Here is a 26817-nt window from a genome sequence, read left to right as displayed (position 1 = left end):
CGCCCCCCCCCCCCCCCCCCCCCCCCCCCCCCCCCCCCACCACTGTATCTAAGGCAGGCGTCCCTTACCAGGCAAGCGACTGAGCCCTGCGTCGGATTTCAGTTTTGCGCCCTTCGCGGAGCGCGTCGACAGGACGGCCACGCAGCGACTCGTCCGGAGTGAAAAGCCACACGATGAGCTCCTCATCCGTGTACCCGGCATCGCCAAGCACTGCGATGGTGCCCTTCAGGCTATCCACCACATGACCGTCCTGGATAAAGAGGGCAGGAATCGAACGGATGTTGCGTTCGCCCACTCTCACAGCCACCACTGCACGCTCATCCAGAAGACCGTGGACCTTGGTGATTGAAACGTTCAGCAGCTCTGCCACATCGGGCAGCGGCAGCCATTCGGAAACGAGGCTTTCTACATTACTCACGGATCAAGATTGCCACGCCCTCGCGCTTTGCGCCTAGCCGGAGGGGCGGTACGGGCGGAATTTGTGCCAGGAATTGGCCAAGAATCGAATGCGCAGGGATTTCTTGTGCGGAATCGAAAAATGTGAGAGATTCACATTGATCACATTTGCATCACTACTAACTTTAGTAACACTGGCAACAGCGGCATTCCCAACAGCCGCTGCTGAGATGAGGATTGCTCCCATGACGACGCCCAGCTCGCACAAGAAGACAACGAGCATGCCCATAATTGCGGCCACCACAGCGGCGCTGCCCGCCGTCATGCTCTCTTCATTGGCACTCGCCCAGCCGGCAACAGCGCTTCCGGCGGTACAAAGCCAGAAGATTCCCGCATCGCTGACCGCGGCCATGCGGGCCCAGGCAGCGGCAGTGTCCGCAAACGTCATCCCTGCCTCCGCGGTTGCCGCAACCATCCCGGCTGCCATGCAGCCCATGGCACCGGCGGCTCCGGCCACCTACACCATCGTCCGGGGCGATACCATCAGCGGCATCGCTGCCCGCTACGGGCTGAACACCAACACCGTCCTGCAGCTCAACGGCCTCTCGGGCAACACCATCATCTACCCGGGACAGCAGATCAAGTTGACCGGTTCGGCACCGGCTCCAAGTGCGCCGGCACCCGCACCCAGCCCGGCATCCGGCCCGGCGTCGTCGTCGACTGCCAGCTACACAGTGGTGCCCGGTGACACCCTGGGCGGCATTGCCGCCCGCCACGGCGTGGCATTGTCCGACGTCTTCACTTGGAACGGCCTCAACGGCCGGTCCATCATCTACCCGGGACAGAAGATCAAGGTCGGCCCCGGAACGAACGCACCAGCTCCCGCCACACCGGCTCCGGCCGCACTGGTCCCCGCTTCCGCTCCGGCGGCTCCGGCAGCGCCGGCACTTGCCAACACCGGCTCGTACACCATCAAGTCAGGTGACACTTTGGGCGGTATCGCGTCCCGCCTTGGGGTGTCCCTGTCGTCTCTTCTCTCGGCCAACAAGCTGTCCATGAGCACCATCATTTATCCCGGGCAGAAGCTCGCCATCCCGGGCGCTCCTGCGGCCTCGGCTCCGGCCCCTGCTCCGGTCAGCGCCCCCTTGGTTCCGAGCACATTCCTGGGCTACACCTACCCCGAGGCAGTGGTCAGTTCAGCCAACGCGAACAAGGCCCTGCTCAATGCGTCCCCGGTCCCCAGCACCGCCCAGATGAAGGGGATCGTCGCCGATACTGCGCGTCGGATGGGGGTGGACCCGTCCTTGGCCATGGCGTTCGCCTTCCAGGAATCCGGCTTCAACCAGCGTGCGGTCTCCCCCGCCAACGCCATCGGCACGATGCAAGTGATCCCCTCCTCGGGTGAATGGGCTTCCCAATTGGTGGGACGCAAGCTCAACATCCTCGACCCGTATGACAACGTGACCGCCGGCGTCGCCATCATCCGGGCGCTCGTCAACACGAGCAAGGATCTGAATACGGCCATCGCAGGCTACTACCAGGGCCAGTACTCGGTGAGCAAGCACGGCATGTACGACGACACCAAGGCCTACGTCGCTTCGATCCTGGCCCTCAAGAAGAACTTCAGCTAACTCGCGGCGCACAACACGGGCCCGGATCGCATGTCGATTCGGGCCCGTGTTTTTGCTCAACTAGGATCGTAGGGTGCAGGAACAAGTTTCGGACCAACTCCTCGGATCCCTCGTGGACGGGCGCTATCTGGTGCGATCGCGCCTCGCGAACGGCGGAATGTCAACCGTCTATCTCGCCACCGACGAACGGCTCGACCGCGACGTGGCGCTCAAAGTGCTGCATCCGCACCTGGCCAATGACCAAAACTTCCTCGACCGTTTGCAGCGCGAGGCCCGGGCCGCGGCGAGCCTTTCCCACGCGCACGTCGTAGGCGTCCTCGACCAAGGACAGGACGGCCACATTGCATACATCGTCATGGAGTACATCAAAGGCCATACTCTGCGCGATGTCCTCAACGAGAAGGCGGCGCTTCCGCCCCGGCTTGCCTTTGCACTGATCGACCCCGTCATCGAAGGGCTCGCGGCCGCCCACGCGGCAGGGCTGATCCACCGCGACGTGAAACCCGAGAACGTCCTGATCGCCGACGACGGCCGCATCAAGGTGGGCGACTTCGGCCTGGCCCGGGCCGTCACGGCGACAACCAGCACCGGCGCCCTGATCGGCACGGTCGCATATCTGGCTCCCGAGCTCGTCCTCGGCAAAGCCGCCGATGCCCGGAGCGACATCTACTCCACCGGCATCATGCTTTACGAGATGCTTACCGGCGGGCAACCTTATGCCGGCGACGTCCCCATCCAGGTTGCCTACCAGCACGTCAACGCGGCCGTCGCCCCGCCGTCGCTAGCAGTCCCCGGCCTTGCCGCGGACGTGGACGAACTCGTCCAGTGGTGCACCGCGAAGGATCCTGAAGAGCGTCCTGTGGACGGTTCGGCGCTCTTGTCTGAACTGCGGCACATCCGCACAACCTTGAGCGACGCGCAACTGGATATCAACCCGCCGGCCGCAAAGGCGGCAACGCCGGAAGGACAACAAGACGCGGCCGGGGCAACCGCGGTAGTCGCCCCTTTCCCTGCCGAACGTACGGAGCCCCTGGAACGGATAGGCCGCCCGACGGAGATCATCTCAAGCCAGCGCAATCCCACCACGGTGCTTCCGCCGTCGGGATTCTCTGCTGGCGCCCCGGCTTTCGACATCCAAGTGCCTCAGGACCGCGAACCCCTGGATCCGGCGGAAGCCCCGCCCAGCAAACGCGACATCAAGCGCATGGAGCGCCAGGAAGAAAAGGACCGCGCCCGGGCGGCGGCTACGCCGTCGCGCTCTTTGCGGGAAGGCAACCCACGCCGCCGGGCTGTGATCTGGACAATTGTCGTGATTGTCCTGGCGATCCTGGCCACAGCGGCGGGCTGGTTCTTCGGCATGGGGCCCGGCTCGCCCGGAACCATACCGGACACCAAGAACAAGACCGTTGCCGAGGCACAACAGCTCCTAAGAACCGCGGGCTTCCAGTCCGAGCCAAAAGACGTGTTCGACGACGACGTCACTGCAGGGTTGGCGGTTGGAACGGAACCCGCGTCCGGCCAGGTAGTCAGGAAGTTCCAAGCGGTGTCGCTCTTCGTCTCGAAGGGTCCACAGTTGTTTCCGCTTGCCGCGATGACCGGCCTGACACTCGACCAGGCAAAGAATGCCCTTGGCGTGGCGGGGATGACGCTCGGCAAAGTCACCGAGCAGTATGACGACAAAGTGCCTTCGGGCACCGTCATCTCCCAGTCCCCGGCCCAGGACACCGCAGTCCGCCACGGCACTCCGGTGGCACTGGTGGTTTCCAAGGGACCGCAGCCCCTCCCTGTACCGGATGTCCGGGGCATGACCCAACAAGCCGCCGTCAAAGCGATCAGCGACGCCGGATTGACCGCCAAAATTGCGCCGGAACCCGTCAACGACAAGAAGGTCCCCGCGGGGGCCGTGGTCAGCCAGGCCCCTGCCAACGGAACCCTGATCCGCGGCGACTCCGTCACCCTGACCCTGTCCAAGGGCCCGAAGATGGTGCACGTCCCGAACTTCATTGGCAAGCAGGCCGATGCCGCCCGCAAAGCCTTGGAGTCCCTCGGATTCGAGGTCAAGATCAACAACATCCTGGGCGGCTTCTTCGGCACTGTCCGGGACCAGAACCCCGTGGACAGCGATGCACCGGAGGGCTCCGTGGTCACCTTGACCGTCGTATAGGGCCCCGCATACAGGAAAGGCGATCCGGAACCGTTCCGGATCGCCTTTCCTGTATTGGGGCCGCTGTTTGACCACCGCTTGGTGGGGCCTACCGCTTGGTGAGGGCTCCAGCCACGAGGAATGCCATCTCGAGGGACTGCATGTGGTTCAGGCGGGGATCGCACACTGACTCGTAGCGGTCCAGGAAGGCGTCCTGGTCAATGGGATCGGCGCCGCCAAGGCATTCGGCGACGTCGTCGCCCGTCATTTCCATGTGCAGGCCACCGGGTACCGTGCCCAGGGCGTGGTGGACTTCGAAGAACCCGCGGACTTCGTCCACGACGTCGTCGAAGTTGCGGGTCTTGTACCCGTTGGGCGAGGTGACAGTGTTCCCGTGCATGGGATCCGTGACCCAGAGGACCTGGGCGCCGGAGGCAGTGACCTTCTCGACGACGGCGGGCAGCTTCTCGCGGATGTTCTTGGAACCCATCCGGGTGATGAAGGTGAGGCGGCCAGGCTCGCGGTTCGGGTCCAGCTTGTCAATGAGCCGCAACGCGTCGTCTCCGGAAGTCCCGGGACCGAGCTTGACGCCGATCGGATTGCGCACGCGGGACAGGAAGTCCACATGCGCATGGTCGAGCTCACGGGTGCGTTCACCGATCCAGAGGAAGTGTCCGGAGGTGTCGTAGGGAAGTCCCGTGCGGGAGTCGATGCGCGTCAGGGCACGCTCGTAGTCCAGCAGCAATGCCTCGTGGCTCGCGAAGAATTCCACGCGCTTGAGGGCTTCGAAATCGGCGCCGCAGGACGCCATGAACTTGATCGCACGGTCGATGTCACGCGCCAAGGACTCGTAGCGGGCGTGGGCGGGGTTTTCGGTGAAGCCCTTGTTCCACAGGTGCACCAGGCGAAGATCAGCGAAGCCGCCCTGCGTGAAGGCGCGGATGAGGTTCAGTGTGGAAGCCGAGGTGTGGTAGGCCTTCAGCATGCGACTGGCGTCGTGGGCGCGGGACTCCGGGGTGAAATCGTAGCCGTTGACGATGTCGCCGCGGTACGCAGGCAAGGTCACGCCGTCGCGGGTTTCCTCGTTCGACGAGCGGGGCTTGGCGAACTGGCCGGCCATGCGGCCCATCTTGATGACGGGCATCGCCGCGCCATAGGTAAGGACAACGGCCATCTGCAGGATGGTGCGGACCCGGGCGCTGATCTTGTCAGCTGTGGCGTCCTCGAAAGTCTCGGCGCAGTCGCCGCCCTGAAGCAGGAATGCCTTGCCTTGGGCTGCCGCGGCCAGACGCTCGCGCAAAATGTCGACTTCGCCCGCGAAAACCAGCGGCGGGAGCACGGAGAGTTCCTTGACGGAGGCGTCGAAGACGCCCCGGTCGGTCCAGGTGGGTTGCTGCGAGATCGGCAGCTGGCGCCAATCGTCCAAGCCGGGATAGTTTGCCGCGCCGCTTTGCGCGGTGCTGGTCAGGGGGCTGCCCAGGGAACTGGTCAGGGGGCCGGTCACGGACGATGCGGGGTTCGCGGATAGCTCAGTCACTCTCCAAGACTAGTTGCCTTGCCCGCTGTTCGGGGCACGGCTTCCGTAACCCTTATTCGGCGTCCGTCACACTTTCCCGGTCACTGCGCTGCCGTCACCGTCAGGCCCTGAACCGTTGCCGGGCGGACGGCCGCTTTCTTGCCCGCCGTCGGCCGGATTCGCTTCGCTTCCATTCGCGGGCTCCGGAAGCTGCCCGGCCAGCCGCTGCTTGACGACGGCGGCATATTCGTCCACGTATTCCTGCCCCGAGAGCCGCATGAGTTCGTACATGATTTGGTCGGTCACGGCGCGCTGAACGGAATGGTCTTCCTCTTGGCCGTAATACTGGCTGAAGTCCAATGGTTGCCCGAAAATGATCCCTATCCTGCGGATGTTGGGCAAACGCTTGCCGATGGGTTGCACCTTTTCCGTGCCGATCATCGCCACGGGAACAACGGGCACGCGGGTTTGGAGCGCAAGTTTGGCGACCCCCACTTTGCCCCGGTAGAGCCTCGCATCGGGGCTGCGGGTGCCTTCCGGGTAGATACCCAGCAGGCCACCGTCGGCCAGGACGTCCCTGCCGGCCTGCAAGGACAACTCGGACGCGGCCCCGCCCGATCGGTCCATTGGCAACTGGTTGGTGAGCCTGAAGAACATCGCCGTAAGCCTGCCTTTGAGCCCCGTACCCGTGAAGTACTCGGACTTGGCAAGGAAACTGACGCGCCGGGGCACCATCACCGGCATGAAGATCGAGTCCGAAAAGGACAAATGGTTGGAAGCGAGAATCGCTGCGCCGTCCTGCGGAACGTTGTCGAGGCCCTTGACCCAGGGGCGGAACAGCAATGTGAGAAGCGGACCCAAAAAGATCCGTTTCATGACCCAATAGAACACTTTGGTTCCTCTCCGGGGCGGCGTCTGCAAGGCGTCCGGACGGTCCCGGCCCGCATTCAGAAGCCACCCTACTCCAGTGAGAAATGTCCCGAACAGTGACACGATGGACTCATCACGGAAAGCAGTGCCGCCAACAGAGTAGCCTCGGAGTCATCATGAACACTCTCCCCGATCCCTCGCCGTATGCCAGCGACTTCACCGGTAGTGGACCCAGCATCGGCGTCGTGATGAGCCACGGCTTCACGGGCAGCCCGCACAGCATGCGCCCTTGGGCCGAGTATCTGGCCGCCGAAGGCTACGCCGTCCGCCTCCCTCGGCTTCCGGGCCATGGGACCACGTGGCAGGATATGGCCACCCGGCACTGGCAGGAGTGGCACCATGCGGTGGATGCGGCGTACCTCGAGCTCCAGGCCGAGTGCGATTTCGTGTTCGCCGCCGGCTTGTCGATGGGTGGGACATTGGCTCTGCGGATCGCGGCTACGCGGCCGGTCGCCGGTACCGTCGTCGTCAATCCGGGGCTGGTGATCGATGATCCGCGCGCAGCCGTGGTCGGCATCCTCAAGCACGTCATGAAGTCCACCCCGGCCATTGCCAACGACATCCTCAAACCCGGCATGGATGAGGGTGCATACCCCAGGACGCCGGTCGCAGCCGCCCATGAATTGAAAAAGATGTACAAGGACACCATTAGCCTGCTCCCCCGGATTTCCGCGCCGGTGCGCGTGTTCCGTTCCTCCGTGGACCACGTGGTTTCGGAACGGAGCATCAAGCAGTTGAAGGAGCGGGTCACGGCTTCGATGGAGTTCAGCACCTTGGAGAACAGCTACCACGTGGCCACGCTGGACAACGACGCCCTGGAGATTTTCCGGGGCTCGGCCGAGTTCATCAGGAAAACCATGGCAGGGCTGACAAGCAGTTCCGCCCGGGCCACACCGTCCGGCACCGAGCTCCGGGATTCACCCCATGAATAGGCCAGGGCCCGATTCCCCCGACCAGAGTGCCAACAAGGACGACGACGCCGTCTGGCTCGATTTGGTAGCCAGGCTTGAGTCGATGCCTTCCTCCGCCCTGGACGAGGCGCCCACCGCCGAGGAGACTGGCAGCGATTCCGGAACGGATCCGGGTCCAGGTCCGGAGGAGGTTCCGGGCCGCTCCTCGTCCCGTTCCTTCCAAGACTTCGACCCGCTTGGATTGTCCAAAAGGGGCGCTGCGGAAGAACCCGCGGGCAGCGGGGAGCCCGGTCCGCGCGACTACGAGGTCGAGGACGGGAACGGCTTCGTCCCGGAGGACCCGCCGAGCCTCGCCGGTACCGAACCGCTGACCATGCTCGCGTGGATCGGAGCCGTGGGCGGCCCGCTTGCCCTGCTGTTCACCGCGATGTTCTGGCGCTCGGCGCCGCTCCTTGCCGTGATGGGCATCCTGGCGATCTTCCTGGCCTCCGTGGTGTACCTCATCATGAAGCTGCCGCAGGAAAAAGACGAGAACGACGACGGCGCCCGCGTCTAAGGGGACTGCCGCACCGCGCATCCCCTCGCGGCTGATCCCGTACTAGCCGTGTGCCCTGCCGCTGACCCGGGACAGGTCGGCAGCGCCGATCATCCCGGCCCGCGGTCCCAATGCGGCAAGCTTGATCGCAGCCGCGGGACGGAAACCGCGGCCGGTGAGGTTCCGGGCGAATGCTGTCCGTGCAGGGCCCACAAGAAGCTCCCCGGCATCGCATAGCCCACCGCCAATGACGAACGTCCCTGGGTCGAGCGCAGCCGCCAGGTTCGCCAGGCCGAGCCCCAGCCAATGCCCCACTTCTTCCAGGAGCTCCCTCGAAGCGGAGTCTCCGGCTTTTGCCCGCTCCGTCACGGTAACCCCCGTGATGTTCTCGGCGGAGCCTCCGGCAGCCTTGAGCAATTCGTAGGCAACCGGTGAATTCCGGAGGGCAAGCTCCCGGGCTTCCCTGCCGAGCGCGTTACCGGAGGCATATTGCTCCCAGCATCCGCGGTTGCCGCACTCGCAGCGATGCCCGCCGGGAACCACGATCTGGTGGCCGAACTCCCCCGCCACACCGAATCGCCCACGTTCCACTCGTCCGTCCATGACCATGGCGCCACCGATGCCGGTGCCGAGCGTGATGCAGACGAGGCGGCTCTCCCCAAGACCGGCCCCAAAGCGCCATTCAGCCCAGGCGGCAGCATCGGCGTCGTTGGTGACAAGTACCGGGCGCCTCAGCAGGCTCTGAAGGTTTTCGCGCAGCGGCTCGTTACGCCAGGCGAGATGCGGGCTGAACAGCACCGTGCCGCCGTCGAGATCCATCCAACCGGCGGCGCCGATCCCCACGGAGGCAATCCGGTGGCTTCTCCCCAATTCCTGGACAAGCTCGACGATCACCTGCTCTACTGCCCGGGCGTCATTGCCGGGCGTGGAGCGCCGCGCTTCCTCGATCACCCGGCCCGAAGGATCCACGACTCCCGCTGCCACCTTTGTGCCGCCGATGTCGATCCCGATCGCCAGTCCCCTCCGGCCGAGATGGGAACGGCGCGCGGCCCACGGCACGGACTCCCAGCGCAGGCCGCCGTGCGTGGAGCCGGGGCGCCGGCCGGTTGCGGCCGAACCGGACCAGGAAATCTTCCGAACTCTTGCCGGGACCTGTTCGTTGGATGAATTCAGTGGCATGTCGCCATCCTATTCCGAGCGCCGCATATGTACTGACATGTCGGCGGTACGGACGGAACGCCCATACGCCTGCATTGGCGGAATCCCACGCTTCACGTAAAGTTACTCATCAGTAACTTGAGTAAGGTGAATTGCGACACACCCATTACTTGGCCATATAGAGTTAGAGCAGCCCCGTAATGGTCTGTTGATATCGAAGGAGCTATCGTGCGTGAATTCAGTGTTCCGCCCCTGGTGAATGTTGCCCCCGAAACCAACATCACGGACCTCGTGGTTCGTCAGGCCGCCGTACCATCAAACCCGGCCTTGTTTGCCAAGCTCAACAGCGCCGGCCAATGGCAGGACATCCGGGCAACCGACTTCCTCAAGGATGTATCGGCCCTGGCCAAAGGCCTGATCGCCAAGGGCGTCGGTGTGGGCGACCGCGTGGGCATCATGTCCAGGACCCGTTATGAATGGTCCCTCGTGGACTTCGCCATCTGGTTTGCGGGCGGCATTTCCGTGCCGATCTATGAAACCTCGTCGCCGTCGCAAGTGGCCTGGAACCTCGGCGACTCCGGCGCTGTCGCCGCATTCGCCGAATCCGCGCACCACGAGGACGTCATCCGCCAGGCCGTCACGGCCGAAGGCCTCGGCTCTGTCGCCCATGTCTGGCAGCTCGAAGGCGGAGGACTTGACGCGCTCCGCAGTGCCGGCAGCGGCGTCAGCGACGAGGAACTCGAGGCGCGCCGCAGCAGCGCCGTGCTGGCCGATGTCGCCACGATCATCTACACCTCCGGCACAACGGGCCGCCCCAAGGGTTGCGAACTCACGCACGGCAACTTCGTGGAACTCTCGGAGAACGCCTTGGCCTCCCTCGGCGACGTCGTCAACGAGAACGCCAAGACCATCATGTTCCTCCCGCTCGCCCACGTCTTTGCCCGCTTCATCTCGGTCCTTGCCGTCGCCGCCGGTGCCCAGGTGGCGCACACGCCGGATATCAAGAACCTGCTGGCTGACCTGCAGAGCTTCCAGCCGTCCTTCATCCTGGCAGTTCCCCGCGTGTTCGAGAAGGTCTTCAACTCTGCCCTCACCAAGGCAGAGGACGGCGGCAAGGGCGCCATCTTCCACAAGGCAGTGGACACGGCGATCGCCTACTCCAAGGCGCAGCAGGAGGGATCCCTTGGCTTGGTGCTGAGGCTCAAGCACGCCGTCTTCGACCGTTTGGTGTACGGGAAGCTTCGCGCCGCAATGGGCGGCCACGTCAGCCATGCCGTCTCCGGTGGCGGCCCGCTCGGCGAACGGTTGGGCCATTTCTTCCACGGTATCGGCCTGCAGATCCTCGAGGGTTACGGCCTGACAGAGACCACTGCACCCATTTCAGTCAACACGCCGTCCTTGATCAAGATCGGCACCGTGGGGGCCCCGCTCCCCGGCAACGCGGTCAGGATTGCCGACGACGGCGAAATCCTCGCCAAGGGCGTCTGCGTCATGAAGGGCTACTTCAAGCGGGATGACCTCGCTGCGGAAACCTTCGTGGACGGGTGGTTCCGCACGGGTGACATCGGCGAACTGGACGAACAGGGTTTCCTGAAGATCACAGGCCGCAAGAAGGAAATCATCGTCACAGCGAGCGGCAAGAACGTCGTACCGGCCCTGCTGGAGGACCAGATCCGTGCTGACGCGCTGGTGTCCCAAGTCCTTGTCATCGGCGACAACCGGCCCTTTATCGGCGCGCTGGTCACCCTCGACGAGGAAGCGCTGCCGGGCTGGCTGGAGCGCCACGGCCTTCCCGCGTCAACTACGACGACGGCTGCCGCGGACAACGCCCTCGTCCGGGCAGCGGTCCAGGAACTGATCAGCCACGCGAACCAGTCCGTCTCGCATGCGGAAGCGATCAAGTCGTTCCGGATCGTTCCGTCCGACTTCACCGAGGCCTCAGGGCACCTCACGCCGTCGTTGAAGGTCAAGCGCGCCCAGGTCATGAAAGACTTCGACGCCGTGATCGAGGAAATGTACTCGGCGCCCAAGGCGTCCTGACGGGCCGCACCCCGACGCATCGGTCAAAGCAACAAAGGAAGGTCCCGGGCTTGACAGCCCGGGACCTTCCTTTGTTGCGTGCTCCGCGGAGGAGCGGGCTGCTACTCGACCACGATCAGCAGATCGCCGCCCTGGACCTGCTCGACGTTGTTGATGGCGAGGCGCGAGACCGTGCCGGCTACCGGCGTCGTGATGGATGCCTCCATCTTCATCGCCTCAATGGTGGCGACCGTGTCGCCGGCCTTGACGGCGTCGCCTGCTTTGACGGTCAGGGTCACGGCACCGGCGAACGGCGCTGCTACCTGGCCGGGCTGGGACGCATCCGCTTTCTCCGCGGCCTTCACGTTGCTGACAACGGACTTGTCGCGAACCACCACCGGGCGTGACTGGCCGTTGAGCTTGCACATGACGGTGCGCATGCCCTTTTCGTCGGGCTCCGAGACTGCTTCCAGGGAGGCGATCAGGCGCACGCCTTTTTCGAGCTCCATGACGTGTTCGGCACCGAGCTGGAGGCCGTACAGGTAGTCGCGGGTATCAAGTACCGACAAATTGCCGTAGGTATCCACGCTCTTGAGGTAGTCCTTGGTGGGCCCCTCGAACAGCAGCCGGTTCAAGGTTCGCTGGCGGGACTTGGAATCGCCCTTGAGCGCAGCACTGTCTTCGGCGCTCAGTTCGACGTCGCGGACCTTGATGCTGCGGCCCTGGAGCGCCTTGGTGCGGAACGGCTCCGGCCATCCTCCGGGAGGATCTCCCAATTCGCCCGACAGGAAGCCGATGACGGAGTCCGGGATGTCGTAGTTCTGTGGGTTTTCGTTGAAGTCCGCAGGATCGGCGTGGATTCCCACGAGGTGCAGCGCGAGATCGCCGACGACCTTGGACGACGGCGTCACCTTGACCAAGCGGCCCAAAATGCGGTCCGCGGCGGTGTACATGTCCTCAATGGCCTCGAAACGCTCGCCAAGGCCCAGCGCGATGGCCTGCTGGCGCAGGTTGGACAGCTGGCCGCCCGGGATTTCGTGCTGGTACACCCGGCCGGTGGGACCGGGAAGCCCGGACTCGAACGGCGCGTAGACCCTGCGGACCGCTTCCCAGTAGGGCTCCAGGGAGCTGACACTGGCCAGGCTGAGCCCGGTGTCGCGCGGGGTATGTGCCAGGGCAGCCACAAGCGCCGACGCCGACGGCTGGCTCGTCGTACCGGCCAGGGAGGCTGATGCGACATCGACGGCGTCCACGCCGGCTTCCACGGCAGCCAACAAGGTGGCCAGTTGGCCGCCTGCGGTGTCGTGCGTGTGCAGGTGGACCGGAAGATCGAAGCGTTCACGCAAGGCGCTGACAAGCTTGGCTGCGGCCGCCGGGCGGAGCAGTCCGGCCATGTCCTTGATGGCGAGGATGTGCGCACCGGCGTCGACGATCTTCTGGGCGAGGTCCAGGTAGTAGTCGAGGGTGTACAGGTTCTCGTTCGGGTCGAGGAGATCGCCGGTGTAGCAGAGTGCAACCTCCGCTACTGCTGTGCCGGTGGCCCGCACCGCGCGGATGGCCGGAGCCATCTGGTTGACGTCGTTGAGGGCGTCGAAGATGCGGAAGATGTCGATGCCCGTTGCCGCGGCCTCGTTGACGAACGCCTCGGTGACTTCCTCGGGGTAGGGCGTGTACCCGACCGTGTTGCGGCCACGGAGCAGCATCTGAAGGCAGACATTCGGGAGGGCCTTGCGCAGGGCGGCCAACCGGTCCCAAGGATCCTCGCCGAGGAAGCGCAGGGCGACGTCGTAGGTGGCACCACCCCAGGCTTCGACCGAGAGCAGTTCGGGCAGAAGGGCGGAGACCGCGGGACCGGCCGCGACCAGGTCGCGGGTACGGACACGGGTTGCGAGGAGCGACTGGTGGGCATCGCGGAAGGTGGTGTCCGTGACGGCCACGGCCTGCTGCTCGCGCAGCGCCTTCGCAAAGTCTTCCGGGCCCAACTCCTGCAGCCTCTGGCGCGAGCCGGCCGGTGCAACGGTCCCGGCAATCGACGGGAGCTTGGCTGCGGGGTCCGAGTGGACCTTGAGTTCGCCGTTGGGCTTGTTGACCGTCACATCGGCCAGCCAGGTCAGGAGCTTGGTTCCGCGGTCAGCGGAGACGTGGGACTTCAGCAGTTCGGGGCGCTTGTCGATGAAGTCGGTCGCCACGTTGCCGGCAATGAAGTCCGGATCGGCCAGGACGGCCTGGAGGAAGGGGATGTTGGTGGACACGCCCCGGATCCGGAACTCGGCCAGGCCGCGCCGGGCGCGGGCCACTGCGGCCGGGTAGTCGCGTCCGCGGCAGGTCAGCTTGACCAGCATGGAGTCGAAGTGGGGGCTGATTTCGGCACCCGAGTAGACCGTGCCGCCGTCGAGACGGACGCCGGCGCCGCCCGCGGAACGGTAGCCGGTGATCCTTCCGACGTCGGGCCGGAATCCGTTGGCGGGATCTTCCGTGGTGATGCGGCACTGCAGGGCTGCACCCTTGATGAATACCGTCTCCTGGCTCAAGCCGAGGTCTGCGAGGGTCTCCCCCGAGGCGATGCGCATCTGCGCCTGGACGAGGTCCACGTCAGTGATTTCCTCGGTGACCGTGTGCTCAACCTGGATGCGCGGGTTCATCTCGATGAAGACGTGCTGGCCGGCGCGTTCGCCCTCGGTGTCCACCAGGAACTCGACTGTTCCGGCGTTGACGTAGTTCAGGGCCTTCGCGAAAGCCACGGCATCCCGGTACAGGGCCTGGCGGATGGACTCGTCCAGGTTGGGGGCCGGAGCGATTTCCACGACTTTCTGGTGGCGGCGCTGCAGGGAGCAGTCGCGCTCGAAGAGGTGCATGACATTGCCCTCGGCATCGGCCAGGATCTGGACCTCGATGTGGCGGGGACGCAGCACTGCCTGCTCGAGGAACATGGTGGGATCGCCGAATGCAGCGTCCGCCTCGCGCATGGCCGACTGGAGTGCCTCCGGAAGGTCCTCACGGGTCTCCACCCGGCGCATGCCGCGGCCACCGCCACCGGCGACGGCCTTGGCGAAGATCGGGAATCCGATCTGGTCCGCCGCGGCGATAAGTTCGTCGACGTCGCGGGACGGTGCGCTGGACTTCAGGACCGGCACACCGGCTTTGCGGGCGGCCTCGAGTGCGGCTACCTTGTTGCCGGCAAGCTCAAGCACCTCCGCGGGCGGGCCCACAAACGTGATGCCGGCGTCTTGCGCCGCCCGGGCGAGGTCCGGGTTTTCGGACAGGAATCCGTAGCCCGGGTAGATTGCGTCTGCACCCGCTTCCTTGGCGACACGGACAATCTCGTCCACGTCAAGGTACGCGCGGACCGGATGGCCTTCCTGGCCGATCAGATAAGCCTCATCAGCCTTCTGCCGGTGGATCGAATTGCGATCCTCATACGGGAAGACCGCTACGGTCTTGGCGCCGAGTTCGTAGCCAGCGCGGAAGGCCCTGATCGCGATTTCGCCGCGATTAGCCACCAGAATCTTGGAAAACATGCTTCTCCTGCATCATTGCGGGTGTAACGGTCGGTGGTCACAGTGTGTAAGACCTCCATACCCAAACACAAATCTTTGTGGTGACAGTCACACAGGAATTCGTCACGAGCAGTGTACCTTCGCGCACGATGCAGTTTCACGTGCTAATAAGCCAGCGAAGTAATAGTCCGTCAAAGCCGCTCCGGGCCGATAAGGCAGGAATCTGTTGCCACTCAACATATGATGTTGAAGGGCAGCGGCAGGGCCCCGGTTCCGGCAAGGCCGGAACACAAGCACCGCGACACGGCAACCGGCGTTAGGTTTTGGGTTTTCAAGTGCAAGTAGTCAGCATCAGCAGCCTCAAAGGCGGCGTGGGCAAGACATCCGTAACCACTGGGTTGGCCTCGGCCGCACTGGCCGCAGGGATCCCCACCCTTGTCGTGGACCTGGATCCCCACGCCGACGCCACTACGGCCCTCGGCGTCCAGGCCGGCGACCAGCTCGACATTGGCCGCATGCTGAAGAACCCCCGCAAGGCGAGACTCTTGGACAACGTGGTCAGCAGCGGCTGGGTTGACCACCCCCACGGCAACGGCGGCGGGACGGCCCTCGACGTCGCCGTCGGATCCGCCTACACCGGAATCTACGACCGGCCGGATCTTGGGCGCCGCGATCTCCGCCGCCTGACTGCTGTCCTTGCCCCGGCCGAAAAGTACGAGCTGGTACTCGTCGACTGCCCGCCGTCCCTCAACGGCCTCACCCGCATGGCCTGGAGCGCGAGTGACCGCGTGGTCCTTGTTGCCGAACCAGGGCTCTTCTCGGTGGCCGGCACGGAACGCACCATGCGCGCCATCCAATTGTTCCGCCAGGAGTTCGCTCCCCAGCTGGCTCCTGCAGGGATCGTTGCCAACAGGGTCCGTCCCGCCTCGTCCGAGCACACGTTCCGGCTCGCCGAGATGGAATCGATGTTCGGCGAGCTGTTGCTGGCACCGCATATTCCGGAGCAGGCGAATTGGCAGCAAATCCAGGGGGCCGCCCACGCCGTGCACCACTGGCCTGGCGACTCGGCGAAGAACACCGCCAAGCTGTTCGACTCGCTCCTGGAGAACATGTTGTCCTCAAACAACGGCACGCGGGAACGCCGTAAGCGCTGAGGGGCTCTGCGAGCCAGAAGCCACCCCCTTCGAAAAAGGATGAAGCCGCCTTCCTGTCGGAAGGCGGCTTCATTGGTCTTCAGTGGCCGCTGGCGGCAATCCCGACGGCGGTTCAGCCGGTGCGGCGGGCGGAACGGCGCTTGCTGAGTTCGTCGTCCGGAAAGGGCTGTTCTACCGCGTGTTCGCTCGGGAGCGCAGCTAGGCTGCCTTCGACTTCGCGCCAGACGCGGCCCACTGCGATGCCGAATACGCCCTGGCCGCCTTGCACCAGGTCAATGACCTCGTCCGCTGAAGTGCATTCATAGACACTCGCGCCATCGCTCATGAGCGTGATTTGCGCCAGGTCTTCCACTCCGCGTTCGCGCAAGTGTTCGACGGCCGTGCGGATCTGTTGGAGGGACACGCCTGTGTCCAGGAGCCGCTTGACGACTTTGAGAACCAGGATGTCCCGGAAGCCATAGAGCCGCTGCGATCCGGAACCGGCGGCTCCCCGCACGGCGGGTTCAACAAGGCCTGTGCGTGCCCAGTAGTCCAGCTGGCGGTAGGTAATCCCCGCCGCCTTGCACGCGGTGGGGCCACGGTAGCCGGCATCTTCATCCAGGACCGGAAGGTCCTCGGTGAAAAGCAGACCCTGGGCACCGCTTGCGGGTACAGCAACGCCTGTCGAGGCCTGCTTTAGCTCGCCTGCTTCGCCTTTGGGACTCACGTGACCCTCCTTGTCAGAAGTTCCCTTGGGGATGGTGCATACGGGGGCAACACGAAAGGGGAAATGCACTCGTGTAATTTCAACGCGTCCGCACCTTTCAGTGTGACTTGCGCGCGACCTGCATGCAACGGGAACTTGATATCTTCGACGTTAGGCGTGCGGGAGCCTTAGGTCAAAGACGTCCGGGCATTTTCAGATCGTGTCGAAACTTTCACCCTCAACTTTAACCTTAGGCTACCTTCAGCCTTCGAAATCCTCGGGCTCTACGTCGTCCAGGAACTCCCGGAAGCGGCGCAATTCCCGTTCCTCGTCAACTTCGGGGCCCGGCTCGGTGTCTTCGCCTTCGTCGTGTTCGGTGATCCGGACGCCGGCTTCTTCCATGACGGCGTCGGCACACCAGATGCGGCATTTCGCCCGCAAGGCAAGCGCCAGCGCATCGGAAGCGCGGGAACTCACTACGGTGCCGTCGTCGAACTGGAGTTGGCCGTAGAAGATGTTGTCCTCGACCGCGACGATGTTCACGCTGATGATCGTGTGGCCGAGTGCTTCAACGACGTCGATCATCAGATCGTGGGTCATCGGCCGGGGCGGCACCACGCCTTGCTGGGCCAAGGCGATAGCGCTTGCTTCGGGCGTGCCGATCCAAATAGGGACATGGCGTTCCCCGTGCATCTCACGGAGGAGGACCAGAGGCTGGTTTGAAGGCAGTTCAATCCGCACTCCAACGATCTCGACCTCAATCATCATGCGTCCATACGGGAGATACGGTCCTGCACCAAGGCTCGATGCAGGCTGAGGCAGAGTTCGCTGATTTCCCGGGCGGCTTCGGCAGCCCTGGATTGCGATGCCGCGTCCTTGCGGGACGTCAGAGGAGCGACGACGCGCTCCACCAAGCCGAATTCGCGCTCGGCCGCGGCCTGGAACGGACGGAGGTGCCGCGGCTCAAGTCCGTGGCTTTCAAGTTGGACGCAGGCACGCGCCACTTGAAGGGCGTGTTCGTCGAATTTGCCGTTGACGTGGCTGATGAGCCCGTAACTGAGGAGGGACTGCAAGAGCGGGACGCTGGCCCCGGATTCCGTCCGCAACTGTTCCTCGCTCAGGGCGCGTGCGCGGCCCTGCAGCTCGGCCGCAAGTTCGTCCGAGACAATCCGTGGGGACACCGACACGCCCGGCGGGAGGTTTTCGGGACGCTCGCCACGGTCGATCGCGTCAAGGTAGTCCTTGATGACCTTCAGGGGCAGGTACTGGTCACGCTGGAGGGCCAGCACGAAGCGGAGGCGCTCGACGTCGCTTTCGGCGTATTGCCGGTACCCGGCAGGAGTGCGCTTCGGATTGATCAGTCCCTTTTCCTCAAGAAAACGGATCTTGGACGCCGTCATGGTGGGAAAATCGTCGCTGAGTTGGGCGAGGACCTCCCCGATGTTGAGGACCTGCGGTCCTCGCCGTTCCGGCTGGGGCAGTGCCACAGGCGTACCCGGAATCAGTCTTGGCCTGCTGCGCGGGCAGGGCTCAGGTAGTAGGTGAGGCGGAACTTCCCGATCTGGACCTCGCTGCCGTTCTTGAGCAGGACGTTGTCCACCCGGTCCTGGTTGACGTAGGTGCCATTGAGGCTTCCGGTGTCCACCACTTCGAAGCCCTCGGGGGTACGCACGAACTCCACGTGCTTGCGCGAAACCGTCACGTCATCCAGGAAGATGTCCGCATCCGGGTGGCGGCCAGCGGTGGTGGTGTCGGAGTCCAGAAGGAACCGCGCGCCGGCATTCGGGCCGGTGTGCGCAATCAGCAAGGCCGATCCAGGAGGCAATGCCTGGACCGCGGCGCGCTCCTCGGCGGCCAGCGGCGGACGGGCATCCGGCTCGTGGTGGCGCACGGGCGTGAGCTGGATTGAGGTGGTCTCCGAGGTTGGCTGTTCTACAGCACCGTGCTCGTCCCGGGCGTGGTTCCGCTTGCCGCCAACCATGGAAATCCTCCTCATCCGCCGGCAGTTGACAAAACTGCCGGTTACGCAACTGCCCGGTTCCCCCGGGCCAAACAGGTCGCTGGCCCGCCGCCGTCGCTCCCGGCGTTCCGGGGAGAACCGACTTGGCGGGCCAGATACCATTTAGCCTACCTGTTGTTCGTACTCTGATGCACTGAGAAGGGTCTCGATGGCGTCAGCTTCCGAAAGCTTTACCTCGAACAGCCAGCCGTCACCGTAGGGATCCGAGTTGATCAGGGCAGAGTCGGTGTCGAGAGCCTCGTTGCGGGAAATAATTTCGCCGCTGACCGGGGCATATATGTCGCTCACGCTCTTCGTGGATTCGACTTCACCCACGACGTCGTTGCCCTTCACGGTAGTGCCGGGCTCGGGCAGCTGGGCGTGCACGACATCGCCGAGTGCATCCTGGGCGAAGTCCGTGATGCCGACGCGCACGACGCCGTCTGCATTCGGGGCACTGACCCATTCATGTTCGGCGGTGTAGGAAAGATCGGCAGGAATGTTGCTCATGAGTCGCCTTTCATCGGGACATTTCGGACCACGACGGCGGCCCGGTCATCCGGCCACCGCTGAAAGTATAAGCACATCCATGCCCCCTCCCCACAGGTGTCTGGAATGATTGGAAGCAGACTCGAGCCGCATAGTCCTGCAACGCCGTCGGAGGAGCGCGATCATGCCGGAACTGCCCGAAATCACCGCCTTGACCGACTTTCTGGACGAGCAACTGTCCGGGGCACGGCTCACGCAGTTCCATCTGCCATCGGCGTTCGCCCTGAAAATGGCGGATATTCCCCATGAATCGCTGATCGGGCGGACCGTCGAAGCGGTCGGCCGGCGGGGGAAATTCCTCGTTTTCGAGATGGTTGCCGTATCCCAGGGCGCCGATGCGGAGCCCGCCTACTTGGTTGTCAGTTTTGCGAAGTCCGGCTGGCTATGGTTCGCCGACAACCAACCGGACACTGAAGCGACCGCGACAGCCGGCTACTTCGCCGCACAATTGGGCTTTTCGAACAATGGCCACGATTACGACGTCACGCTTGCCGACACGGGCACCTGGAAGGGTTTGGCCCTCTTCATCGTTCGTCAGCCCGAGGAAGTCAATGGCATTGCCGAGCTCGGCCCGGATCCCCTCGATCCGGCCTTCGGATTGGAGCAGTTCAGCAGGCTTCTCACGAAGCGGCAGCAGGTCAAGGGGGTCCTGAAGAACCAGAAACTCATCGCGGGTATCGGGAATGCCTATAGCGACGAAATCCTCCACGCAGCGAAGTTGTCTCCGGTTGCCCACGCTTCGTCGCTGGAGCCGGAGGAGGTGGAGCGCCTCTTCACCACGATGAAGGACATACTCGCGGGAGCGGCCCGGGTATTCGCAGGCAAGCTGCCCGACGAACTGAAGCCCGCCAAGAAAGCCTCGATGCGCGTGCACGGCAGGACCGGAGAGCCGTGTCCGGTCTGCGGGGACACCGTACGGGAGGTGGCATTCGTGGGGACTTCCCTGCAGTACTGTCCCACGTGCCAGACCAACGGCGAGGCCCTGGCCAAACGCGGCAGCAGCGAAGGCTCCTGAACCCCGGGGAAGCCCGCCACTGTCCTTGAAAAACAGGTGGCGGGCTTCCTTGCGGTTCGCCTAGGCGACCGGTGCCTCCTCAGGTTCGCGAACGACGTCGGGGGCTGCTTGCGGTGCGGAAGCGGACTGCGCCGCTCCCCCACGCCGGGCCGCCGCCGCGGCGGCGATCATGACGAGCAGGGCTGCTACGGTGATGGCGGCCCCGGCCCAGATCGGCGAGGTGTAACCCAGGCCCATGGTGATGGTGACTCCGCCCAGCCAGGCGCCGAGGGCGTTGCCCAGGTTGAAGGCGCCGATGTTCGCGCCGGAGGCGAGGGTGGGCGCGGTGGCGGCAAAGTGCATGACGCGCATCTGGAGACCCGGGACCGTAGCGAAGCCAAAGCCGCCCATGAGTGCCAGTGAGAACAGGGTGGCCGCGGGGCTCGCGGCGGTGAGCGCGAAGAACACGAGCACCAGCGCCAGGCCCGCGAGGATGACCATGAGGGTTTTGTCGATGGATTTGTCGGCCGCTTTGCCGCCGGCGATGTTTCCGACGAACAGCCCGGCGCCAAACAGGACGAGGAGCCACGGGACGGCGTGTGGATCGAATCCGGAGACCTCGGTCAGGGTGAAGGCGATGTAGGTGAAGGCGCCGAACATGCCGCCGAAGCCGAGAATCGTGACGATGATGGACAGCCACACCTGGCCGGACGTGAATGCACCAAGCTCGCTGCGGAGGCTGCTGGTCGCGGTCCCTTCCGTGGTGCGCGGGACCATGAGGGCGATGCCCATGAGCGCGACAACGCCGATGATGGTGATAGCCCAGAACGTGGACCGCCAGCCGAAGTTCTGGCCGAGGAACGTTCCGAAGGGCACGCCCAGCACATTGGCGGCGGTGAGGCCCGTGAACATGATGGCAATGGCTCCCGCCTTCTTGTGGGCCGGAACCAAACCGGCCGCCACCACTGAGCCGATACCGAAGAACGCGCCGTGGCAGAGGGCGGCGACAATGCGCCCTATCAGCATGGCCGGGTAGCTGTCCGCGATGGCGGAGAGGAAGTTGCCGGCGATGAACAGGACGAGGAGCCCGATGAGCACAGGCTTGCGGGGCAGGCGGGTGACGGCCGCCGTCACAAGAAGGGCGCCGACAACAACGCTGAGCGCATAGCCGGTGATGAACCACCCTGCGGCCGCTTCGCTGACTCCGAAGTCAGCGGCAATCTCGGGCAAGAGGCCCATGATGACAAACTCGGTCAAGCCAATGCCGAATCCGCCCAGGGCAAGGGCGATCAACCCTGCGGGCATGTTGTTGCTCCTTTGTGGGGATGGATTCCCGTGAGAGTGGAAGTGCGCCGCCGAGAACCGTAGAATTAGTTGCAGACGCTCCATATATAGTTGCACGCGCCATGTAATTGCGCAAGCAACTACTTTGCGGGCGTCTGGTTTCTTCATCAATCGGCAGGAGTTACGGGAAACATGGGCATCAAGGACGACGCCGTTGAGGTGCGCGCGCAGGGGTGGCGGACTCTCGCCGCGCTGCACGGCAACATCGAGGCAGCGCTTGAGAAGGCGTTGCAGTCCGCTGCGGATCTTTCGGTGGTCGAGTACACGGTGCTTGACGCGTTGAGCCGCCAGGACGGCTGGCACATGCGGATGCAGCAGCTCGCCAGGGCAACAGCACTGTCCAGCAGCGCCACGACCCGCTTAGTGAACCGGCTTGAAGACCGGGGGCTGCTGACCAGAATCCTGTGCGCCGACGACCGGCGCGGGATTTACACCGAGCTTACGGAAGCGGGCCAGAAGCTGTTGCTGGCGGCCCGGCCGGTGCACGACGAAACCCTCGCGGAGTCCTTGACGGCCGCAGAATCGGTGCCGGAGCTTGAGCCCTTGGTGAAGGCGTTGGGGGCGTTGCAGGGGGCCTGAGGTTTGTTTCGCGGGGTGAGGCGCGAAACGACGAACCCCGCCGCTCCTTCAGTGGAACGGCGGGGTTTTGTTGTCTTTGGGACTGGGGGTTGCCTTTGGGGGCGCGTCAGACCTTCTTGACCACGCTGGACTTGAGCTGCATGGGGCCGAAGCCATCCACCTTGCAGTCGATGTCGTGATCCCCCACGCCATTCACGAGGCGGATGTTGCGGACCTTGGTTCCGACCTTGATGGCTGTGGCGCTCCCCTTGACCTTGAGGTCCTTGATCACCGTCACGGTATCCCCGTCTGAGAGCACATTGCCCACAGCGTCCTTGATGTCCGTCAACTCGGCTTCTGCCTCATCAGACGCGGCCGGCGACCATTCATGGGCGCACTCGGGGCAGACCAGCAAGGCACCCATCTCGTAGGTGTATTCGCTAGCGCATTCAGGGCAAGGGGGAAGTGTTTCGCTCACCGTCCAATGATAGATGGAGGCGGTCCAACACGTAGACGGCGGCCTGGGCACACGTAGACGCTCGGCAAGAACCCCGAGATCTCGCGGAATTGAACACGTAGATAGAAACTGCAGACCACTTAATTCTTGGATTTGACCACTTAGACGCCAAATGTCGGCCATATATTGCTGATGCCCAAGAAATCGAAAGGTGGTGCATACACCCGTGCAATTGCCGCTATGGGGGCTCGCCCTCGGATGGCTGCTCGTCGGCATATATCTTCGCTCGCCCAGGCTCTTCGCATTGATGACGGTCTGCGCTCTACCTGGGCTGGCAGCGCGTGCGATGTCGACGCTTTTCGCCGAACCGTTGCATTTGACGGCAAGCCAACAGACCGGGTTGAGCATCTTCTCTTCTATCTGGATCTACCTGACGCTGATCCTGTTCGTAGGTATTCGGCGCATGGCAGGGCCAGGGTGAGGGTTCGAATATTCTGAACTCGCAAAGCGATTTCGTAGCTTGGCCCTATTCACTGCAGTGAATAGGGCCAACGCTCAAATGTGCACGTGTCAAGGACCGAACTGATGCTTCTCTATGGAACGCTCCCGAACCAGTGGATTCCCGGGTACTTTGCGTTAATCGGCTTCAGAACCGCGCTGTCCCGTTCTCTTCCTTCATCCGTTGGTTCAACAAGCTCTCCTAGCACGATGCCCAGGGCGGTTTGAATTCGCTGACGCCGGTCGAAGTCCAGCTCTTCGAGGAGGCGCAGGTCATAAACCCGACCAGCCAGCTCACTTCGCCAATCGTCGTAGACGACTGCGATTCGGGTGGCATCAATAGATACAGCGTGCCTGTATCTGACAGGGCCCATATTGAGGCTCGTGAAACTCTTCTGCTGCTCATCAAAGTCCTCCTTGTTAATTTTGGTCCCGACTTTGATCGGCTTGTAACTAATAAACATCGGGTCTGAGGTGACGGAGGGGGACGAACCCGCGGTCCAATCAGCCCCCGAGGCTGCCGATCTGTTGAGAGTCCCATCGAGTGCTCCCGTCACCCACCAGGGGCAAACAGTGGAACCAAGACAGTAAGCGGTCTTCGAGCCGAGAGTACCTCCAACCCATTGGCCATAGTACGAGGACCGGTAATCCTTACTTGCAACGGATCTTGTTTCCATAAACTGTGGTGGTCCAATCGGTTCCTTGCCAGGTACCAGGCCCGTCCATCACGAATTTAACGGCCGCGACACTCTTGATTCAGTGCTTCCAATAAGCCTTGTCATAGCCGAAGCCTTGGTCACTGTCAGCGTCATACATACCTCGAGTGCAAACTGTGGTGAAACACAGATCTCAAAAAAGACCATTTAGAAAGCGCCCTCGGCGTCAAGCTACCTTTGGAATTGCCCGCCAGGTTGTCCCCCGCTGCAAATTGATCTCTCGCGGTCTGTGCCCATGGCCTTGGAAATGAGTACGCCTTCCTCGGAGTGCACCGGATTCTGCTGGATCATTCCGCACCTCGATGCATGCGCCATCCTGACCTTCTTTGGTTTGGGAAAGCGCTTGCGACACCGCGAGTCACGTCGTTTCAACGCCTTGGCCCGTCAAAGAAGGTCAGGACGGCATGTTCAGGTCGGGCGAGAATCTCGGGAACACCGTCGGATTCTGCTGGATCACTCTTTTCGCCGACGTTGCCGGACCCGTGATTTCGCGGGTCCGAAGTTAATCCATTCGAGTGATTGAGCAGAATCCGACATCCCAGCGCTGACGATCCCTTTAGATGAGCGGAGTCCACGCACTCACTGCAACACCAACGCTTAAACGCAAAAGCCGTGGGAACCCTAGAGTTCCCACGGCTTTCTGGTCGGGCTGACAGGATTTGAACCTGCGACCCCTTGACCCCCAGTCAAGTGCGCTACCAAGCTGCGCTACAGCCCGTCAGTCCTGCCGTTCTCCGCCTAGGTTTTCACCTAAGCAGTCCGGCCGAACCACCTCAAAAAGCTTACACGATGTTCGAGGTTCTCAATGCCACCTTGGCGGGTGTCATCTGTGATGCGCGTCTCAATTAGCGCTTCTTGCCGCGCTTTTCGCGGACGCGCATGTTGACCTCGATCGGCGTGCCGTCGAAGCCAAAGGTTTCCCGCAGCCGGCGGGTGATGAACCGGCGGTATCCGGGGTCCAGGAAGCCCGTGGTGAAGAGCACGAACTTCGGCGGACGGCTGGACGCCTGGGTGCCGAACAGGATGCGCGGCTGCTTGCCGCCGCGGACCGGGTGCGGGTGGGCAGCCACGAGCTCGCCCAGGAACGCGTTGAGGCGTCCGGTGGGGATGCGCTTGTCCCAGCTCTCCAAGGCGAGGTCCAGTGCGGGCACAAGACGGTCCTTGTGCCAGCCGGTCTTGGCGGAGATGTTGACGCGCGGAGCCCATTCAACGTGTGCCAGGTCCTGCTCGATTTCACGCTCAAGGTAGCGGCGACGTTCGTCGTCGAGCAGGTCCCACTTGTTGAACGCGAGGACGAGCGCGCGGCCCGACTCGATGGCGAGCTGCAAGATGCGGACGTCCTGTTCGCTGAGCACCTCGTCAACGGCCAGGAGCACGACGGCGACCTCCGCCTTTTCGAGCGCGGCCTGCGTACGCAGGGAGGCGTAGAAGTCCGCGCCCTGCGCCATGTGCTGGCGGCGGCGGATGCCTGCGGTGTCCACGAAGCGCCACGTGCGGCCGCCGAGTTCGATGAATTCGTCCACGGGGTCGCGGGTGGTCCCGGCGAGGGGATCAACCACCACGCGCTCGGAGCCGGCCAGCTTGTTCAGCAAGGAGGACTTGCCGACGTTCGGGCGGCCGATGAGGGCAATGCGGCGGGGACCGCCGGAGCGCTCGACGCCTTCCACCGTGGAGAACTCCGGCAAGGTGTCCATGACGTGGTCCAGGAGGTCGGCAACGCCGCGGCCATGGAGGGCGGACACCGGGTACGGCTCGCCGAAGCCAAGGCCCCAGAGCGTTGCCGAGTCCGCTTCCTGCGCAAAGTCGTCCACCTTGTTGGCCACCATGATGACCGGCTTCTTGGACTTGCGCAGCATCTTCATGACGCCTTCGTCCGTGGCAGTGGCGCCAACGGCGGAGTCCACCACGAAGAGCACGGCGTCGGCCAGTTCCACGGCCATCTCGGCCTGCTCGGCGACGCGGGCGTGGATGCCCCTGGCATCGTGCTCCCAGCCACCGGTGTCCACCAGCGTGAAGTTGCGGCCGTTCCAGTGTGCCGAGTACATGACGCGGTCACGGGTAACGCCCGGGGTGTCCTCGACGACGGCCTCGCGGCGGCCAAGGATGCGGTTCACCAGCGTGGACTTGCCGACGTTGGGGCGGCCAATGATGGCCAGGACCGGGTCAAGCTTGAGGGGGCCGTCGTCGCCTTCGTCGTCGTAGAGTCCACTCAGCAGGGCTGCGTCGTCCTCGTCGAGGTCGTAGTCTTCCAGGCCCGCCCGGAGGGAGGCTGCACGGAGTTCGGCTTCGTCGTCGTCCAGGGCGGCGAGGTTTTCAGCCACCTGGTCGGTGCCGGTGGGCGTGTATTCGTCGTCGCCGGCTCCGATGTTGCCGGATTTGTGAGTCGTATCGCTCATTGCACTTTCCTTAGTGGTGATCTGCCGGCGTCCCGGCTACTTCTTCTTGGCGGTGCTGCATTGGCTGTGGGCCGGTGCATTAGTCCCCCGGAAGGGACTGACCGGTGGTCTTGACGGCATCCTGGACGTGTCCAGCCAGCGCAGCGCGGATCTCCGCGGCCGCCCTGTCCATTGAAACACGCCCCGACTCGCCATTTCTGCGGGTCACATTCAAGGGGGCTCCGAAACTGACGTGCAGATGTCGGCGCAGCCTCGGAATGGAGTCACGGTGTTCGTCGCCGATCCGCGTTCCGAGGATAGCCACGGGAATCACTGTGGCCCCGGACATCAGCGCGAGCCATGCGACGCCGTTGCTGATGTTGCCGGCGGTGCCGCTCCCCCGCGTTCCTTCAGGGAGAATCCCCACGCAACGGCCGGCGTCGAGCACTTTCTTTCCGAGCTGGAGAGCCGAGCGGTCACCGGAGCGGTCGATGGAAATCTGCCCCGAGGCACGAAGCACCCGTCCAAGGAAACCCTTGAACATCTCTTTCTTGACCAGGATGTGCATGGCCCGCGGAGCCGCGCCGAACATCACCGGCCCATCCAAGAAGCTGATGTGGTTGCCCGCGAAAATGACCGGGCCGGATTTGGGAACATTGGAGCGTCCGCTGATCGCGGTCCGGTACAGGACGTGGTCCAACAGCCAGCCAACAGGCCGGCTCCACATCATGGTCCAGCGCGCCGGGAGCCGG

23 protein-coding genes, 1 tRNA gene and 1 pseudogene are annotated in these 26817 nt (G+C 63.8%); 9 read left to right on the top strand and 16 right to left on the bottom strand.

Features of this window, described 5'->3' with window-relative positions:
* Positions 1-64 precede the first annotated feature (64 nt).
* On the bottom strand, positions 65-418 hold the full coding sequence (locus AC3WJM_RS12105; RefSeq protein WP_059389151.1) for an Rv2175c family DNA-binding protein: 354 nt from the start codon (positions 416-418) through the stop codon (positions 65-67).
* Between the two features lie 223 nt (positions 419-641).
* On the opposite strand from AC3WJM_RS12105, the gene AC3WJM_RS12100 reads away from it, so the two are divergent.
* Both AC3WJM_RS12100 and pknB read left to right on the top strand, forming a co-directional pair.
* Positions 642-2027: a lytic transglycosylase domain-containing protein gene (locus AC3WJM_RS12100; RefSeq protein WP_284991588.1), complete on the top strand. Its 1386-nt coding sequence runs from the start codon at positions 642-644 to the stop codon at positions 2025-2027.
* 73 nt (positions 2028-2100) lie between these two features.
* Positions 2101-4191 (top strand): Stk1 family PASTA domain-containing Ser/Thr kinase, encoded by a 2091-nt coding sequence (pknB, locus tag AC3WJM_RS12095; RefSeq protein WP_492271966.1) that lies wholly within the window; start codon positions 2101-2103, stop codon positions 4189-4191.
* Between the two features lie 88 nt (positions 4192-4279).
* Here pknB and AC3WJM_RS12090 read toward each other — a convergent pair whose 3' ends face one another.
* Together AC3WJM_RS12090 and AC3WJM_RS12085 are read right to left on the bottom strand one after the other, a co-directional pair.
* A complete protein-coding gene (locus tag AC3WJM_RS12090) occupies positions 4280-5707 on the bottom strand; it encodes a class II 3-deoxy-7-phosphoheptulonate synthase (protein ID WP_370872293.1) in 1428 nt (475 codons plus the stop codon).
* Between the two features lie 66 nt (positions 5708-5773).
* Positions 5774-6577 carry a lysophospholipid acyltransferase family protein gene (locus AC3WJM_RS12085; RefSeq protein WP_059389157.1) on the bottom strand — a complete coding sequence of 268 codons (804 nt, stop codon included), beginning with the start codon at positions 6575-6577 and terminating at the stop codon, positions 5774-5776.
* A 155-nt stretch (positions 6578-6732) separates the two neighbouring features.
* Here AC3WJM_RS12085 and AC3WJM_RS12080 point away from each other — a divergent pair, with 155 nt between their 5' ends.
* Both AC3WJM_RS12080 and AC3WJM_RS12075 read left to right on the top strand, forming a co-directional pair.
* The gene (locus AC3WJM_RS12080) at positions 6733-7548 is read left to right on the top strand and encodes an alpha/beta hydrolase (protein ID WP_332603340.1); all 816 of its coding nucleotides are present in this window, start codon (positions 6733-6735) and stop codon (positions 7546-7548) included.
* A complete protein-coding gene (locus AC3WJM_RS12075) occupies positions 7541-8083 on the top strand; it encodes a hypothetical protein (RefSeq protein ID WP_284991591.1) in 543 nt (180 codons plus the stop codon). Before AC3WJM_RS12080 ends, AC3WJM_RS12075 begins: the two co-directional genes overlap by 8 nt.
* A 42-nt stretch (positions 8084-8125) precedes the next feature.
* Here AC3WJM_RS12075 and AC3WJM_RS12070 read toward each other — a convergent pair whose 3' ends face one another.
* The gene (locus AC3WJM_RS12070) at positions 8126-9241 is read right to left on the bottom strand and encodes an ROK family glucokinase (protein ID WP_284991592.1); all 1116 of its coding nucleotides are present in this window, start codon (positions 9239-9241) and stop codon (positions 8126-8128) included.
* Positions 9242-9448: 207 nt separating this feature from the next.
* On the opposite strand from AC3WJM_RS12070, the gene AC3WJM_RS12065 reads away from it, so the two are divergent.
* A complete protein-coding gene (locus AC3WJM_RS12065) occupies positions 9449-11260 on the top strand; it encodes an AMP-dependent synthetase/ligase (protein WP_441438360.1) in 1812 nt (603 codons plus the stop codon).
* Between the two features lie 101 nt (positions 11261-11361).
* Here the strand turns inward: AC3WJM_RS12065 and AC3WJM_RS12060 are convergent, their stop codons facing one another.
* Positions 11362-14757, bottom strand: coding sequence for a pyruvate carboxylase (locus AC3WJM_RS12060; RefSeq protein WP_492271965.1), 3396 nt, complete (start codon positions 14755-14757; stop codon positions 11362-11364).
* Between the two features lie 314 nt (positions 14758-15071).
* Here AC3WJM_RS12060 and AC3WJM_RS12055 point away from each other — a divergent pair, with 314 nt between their 5' ends.
* Positions 15072-15890 (top strand): ParA family protein, encoded by an 819-nt coding sequence (locus AC3WJM_RS12055; RefSeq protein WP_492271964.1) that lies wholly within the window; start codon positions 15072-15074, stop codon positions 15888-15890.
* Between the two features lie 112 nt (positions 15891-16002).
* Here the strand turns inward: AC3WJM_RS12055 and AC3WJM_RS12050 are convergent, their stop codons facing one another.
* From AC3WJM_RS12050 to gcvH, 5 genes are all read right to left on the bottom strand, one after another.
* Positions 16003-16596: a MerR family transcriptional regulator gene (locus tag AC3WJM_RS12050; RefSeq protein ID WP_059389160.1), complete on the bottom strand. Its 594-nt coding sequence runs from the start codon at positions 16594-16596 to the stop codon at positions 16003-16005.
* Positions 16597-16836: 240 nt separating this feature from the next.
* The gene (locus AC3WJM_RS12045) at positions 16837-17340 is read right to left on the bottom strand and encodes a bifunctional nuclease family protein (protein WP_059389161.1); all 504 of its coding nucleotides are present in this window, start codon (positions 17338-17340) and stop codon (positions 16837-16839) included.
* On the bottom strand, positions 17340-18056 hold the full coding sequence (gene ftsR, locus AC3WJM_RS12040) for a transcriptional regulator FtsR (protein WP_059389162.1): 717 nt from the start codon (positions 18054-18056) through the stop codon (positions 17340-17342). The genes AC3WJM_RS12045 and ftsR overlap by 1 nt, the downstream gene beginning before the upstream one ends.
* Before the next feature lie 20 nt (positions 18057-18076).
* Positions 18077-18556 (bottom strand): FHA domain-containing protein, encoded by a 480-nt coding sequence (locus tag AC3WJM_RS12035; RefSeq protein WP_234753790.1) that lies wholly within the window; start codon positions 18554-18556, stop codon positions 18077-18079.
* Between the two features lie 141 nt (positions 18557-18697).
* On the bottom strand, positions 18698-19084 hold the full coding sequence (gene gcvH / locus AC3WJM_RS12030) for a glycine cleavage system protein GcvH (RefSeq protein ID WP_492271963.1): 387 nt from the start codon (positions 19082-19084) through the stop codon (positions 18698-18700).
* A 163-nt stretch (positions 19085-19247) separates the two neighbouring features.
* On the opposite strand from gcvH, the gene AC3WJM_RS12025 reads away from it, so the two are divergent.
* On the top strand, positions 19248-20138 hold the full coding sequence (locus AC3WJM_RS12025; protein WP_492271962.1) for a DNA-formamidopyrimidine glycosylase family protein: 891 nt from the start codon (positions 19248-19250) through the stop codon (positions 20136-20138).
* 60 nt (positions 20139-20198) lie between these two features.
* Here AC3WJM_RS12025 and AC3WJM_RS12020 read toward each other — a convergent pair whose 3' ends face one another.
* Positions 20199-21422: an MFS transporter gene (locus AC3WJM_RS12020; RefSeq protein ID WP_492271961.1), complete on the bottom strand. Its 1224-nt coding sequence runs from the start codon at positions 21420-21422 to the stop codon at positions 20199-20201.
* A 171-nt stretch (positions 21423-21593) separates the two neighbouring features.
* On the opposite strand from AC3WJM_RS12020, the gene AC3WJM_RS12015 reads away from it, so the two are divergent.
* Complete coding sequence (locus AC3WJM_RS12015; protein WP_078105600.1) at positions 21594-22040, top strand: MarR family winged helix-turn-helix transcriptional regulator; 447 nt, start codon at positions 21594-21596, stop codon at positions 22038-22040.
* 106 nt (positions 22041-22146) lie between these two features.
* Here AC3WJM_RS12015 and AC3WJM_RS12010 read toward each other — a convergent pair whose 3' ends face one another.
* On the bottom strand, positions 22147-22497 hold the full coding sequence (locus AC3WJM_RS12010; protein WP_492271960.1) for a zinc ribbon domain-containing protein YjdM: 351 nt from the start codon (positions 22495-22497) through the stop codon (positions 22147-22149).
* 190 nt (positions 22498-22687) lie between these two features.
* Between AC3WJM_RS12010 and AC3WJM_RS12005 the strand changes: the two genes are divergently transcribed.
* Entirely contained in the window at positions 22688-22957 is a 270-nt protein-coding gene (locus AC3WJM_RS12005; protein ID WP_492271959.1) for a hypothetical protein, read from the top strand.
* A gap of 112 nt (positions 22958-23069) precedes the next feature.
* Here the strand turns inward: AC3WJM_RS12005 and AC3WJM_RS12000 are convergent, their stop codons facing one another.
* The 4 genes and pseudogenes from AC3WJM_RS12000 to AC3WJM_RS11985 all read right to left on the bottom strand — a co-directional run bounded on the left by AC3WJM_RS12000 (position 23070) and on the right by AC3WJM_RS11985 (position 26792).
* A complete protein-coding gene (locus AC3WJM_RS12000; protein WP_492271958.1) occupies positions 23070-23438 on the bottom strand; it encodes a hypothetical protein in 369 nt (122 codons plus the stop codon).
* Positions 23439-24331: 893 nt separating this feature from the next.
* Positions 24332-24408, bottom strand: a tRNA-Pro gene (locus AC3WJM_RS11995).
* A 127-nt stretch (positions 24409-24535) separates the two neighbouring features.
* Positions 24536-26086 (bottom strand): ribosome biogenesis GTPase Der, encoded by a 1551-nt coding sequence (gene der, locus AC3WJM_RS11990; RefSeq protein ID WP_284991602.1) that lies wholly within the window; start codon positions 26084-26086, stop codon positions 24536-24538.
* Positions 26087-26096: 10 nt separating this feature from the next.
* Positions 26097-26792 (bottom strand): annotated as a pseudogene (locus tag AC3WJM_RS11985) (lysophospholipid acyltransferase family protein).
* Positions 26793-26817: the final 25 nt, after the last annotated feature.

The sequence above is a fragment of the Arthrobacter sp. FW306-1B-G06A genome (assembly GCF_058781765.1).
The sequence above is the reverse complement of the archived record's forward strand: the minus strand, read 5'-3'. Positions and strand labels throughout refer to the sequence as shown.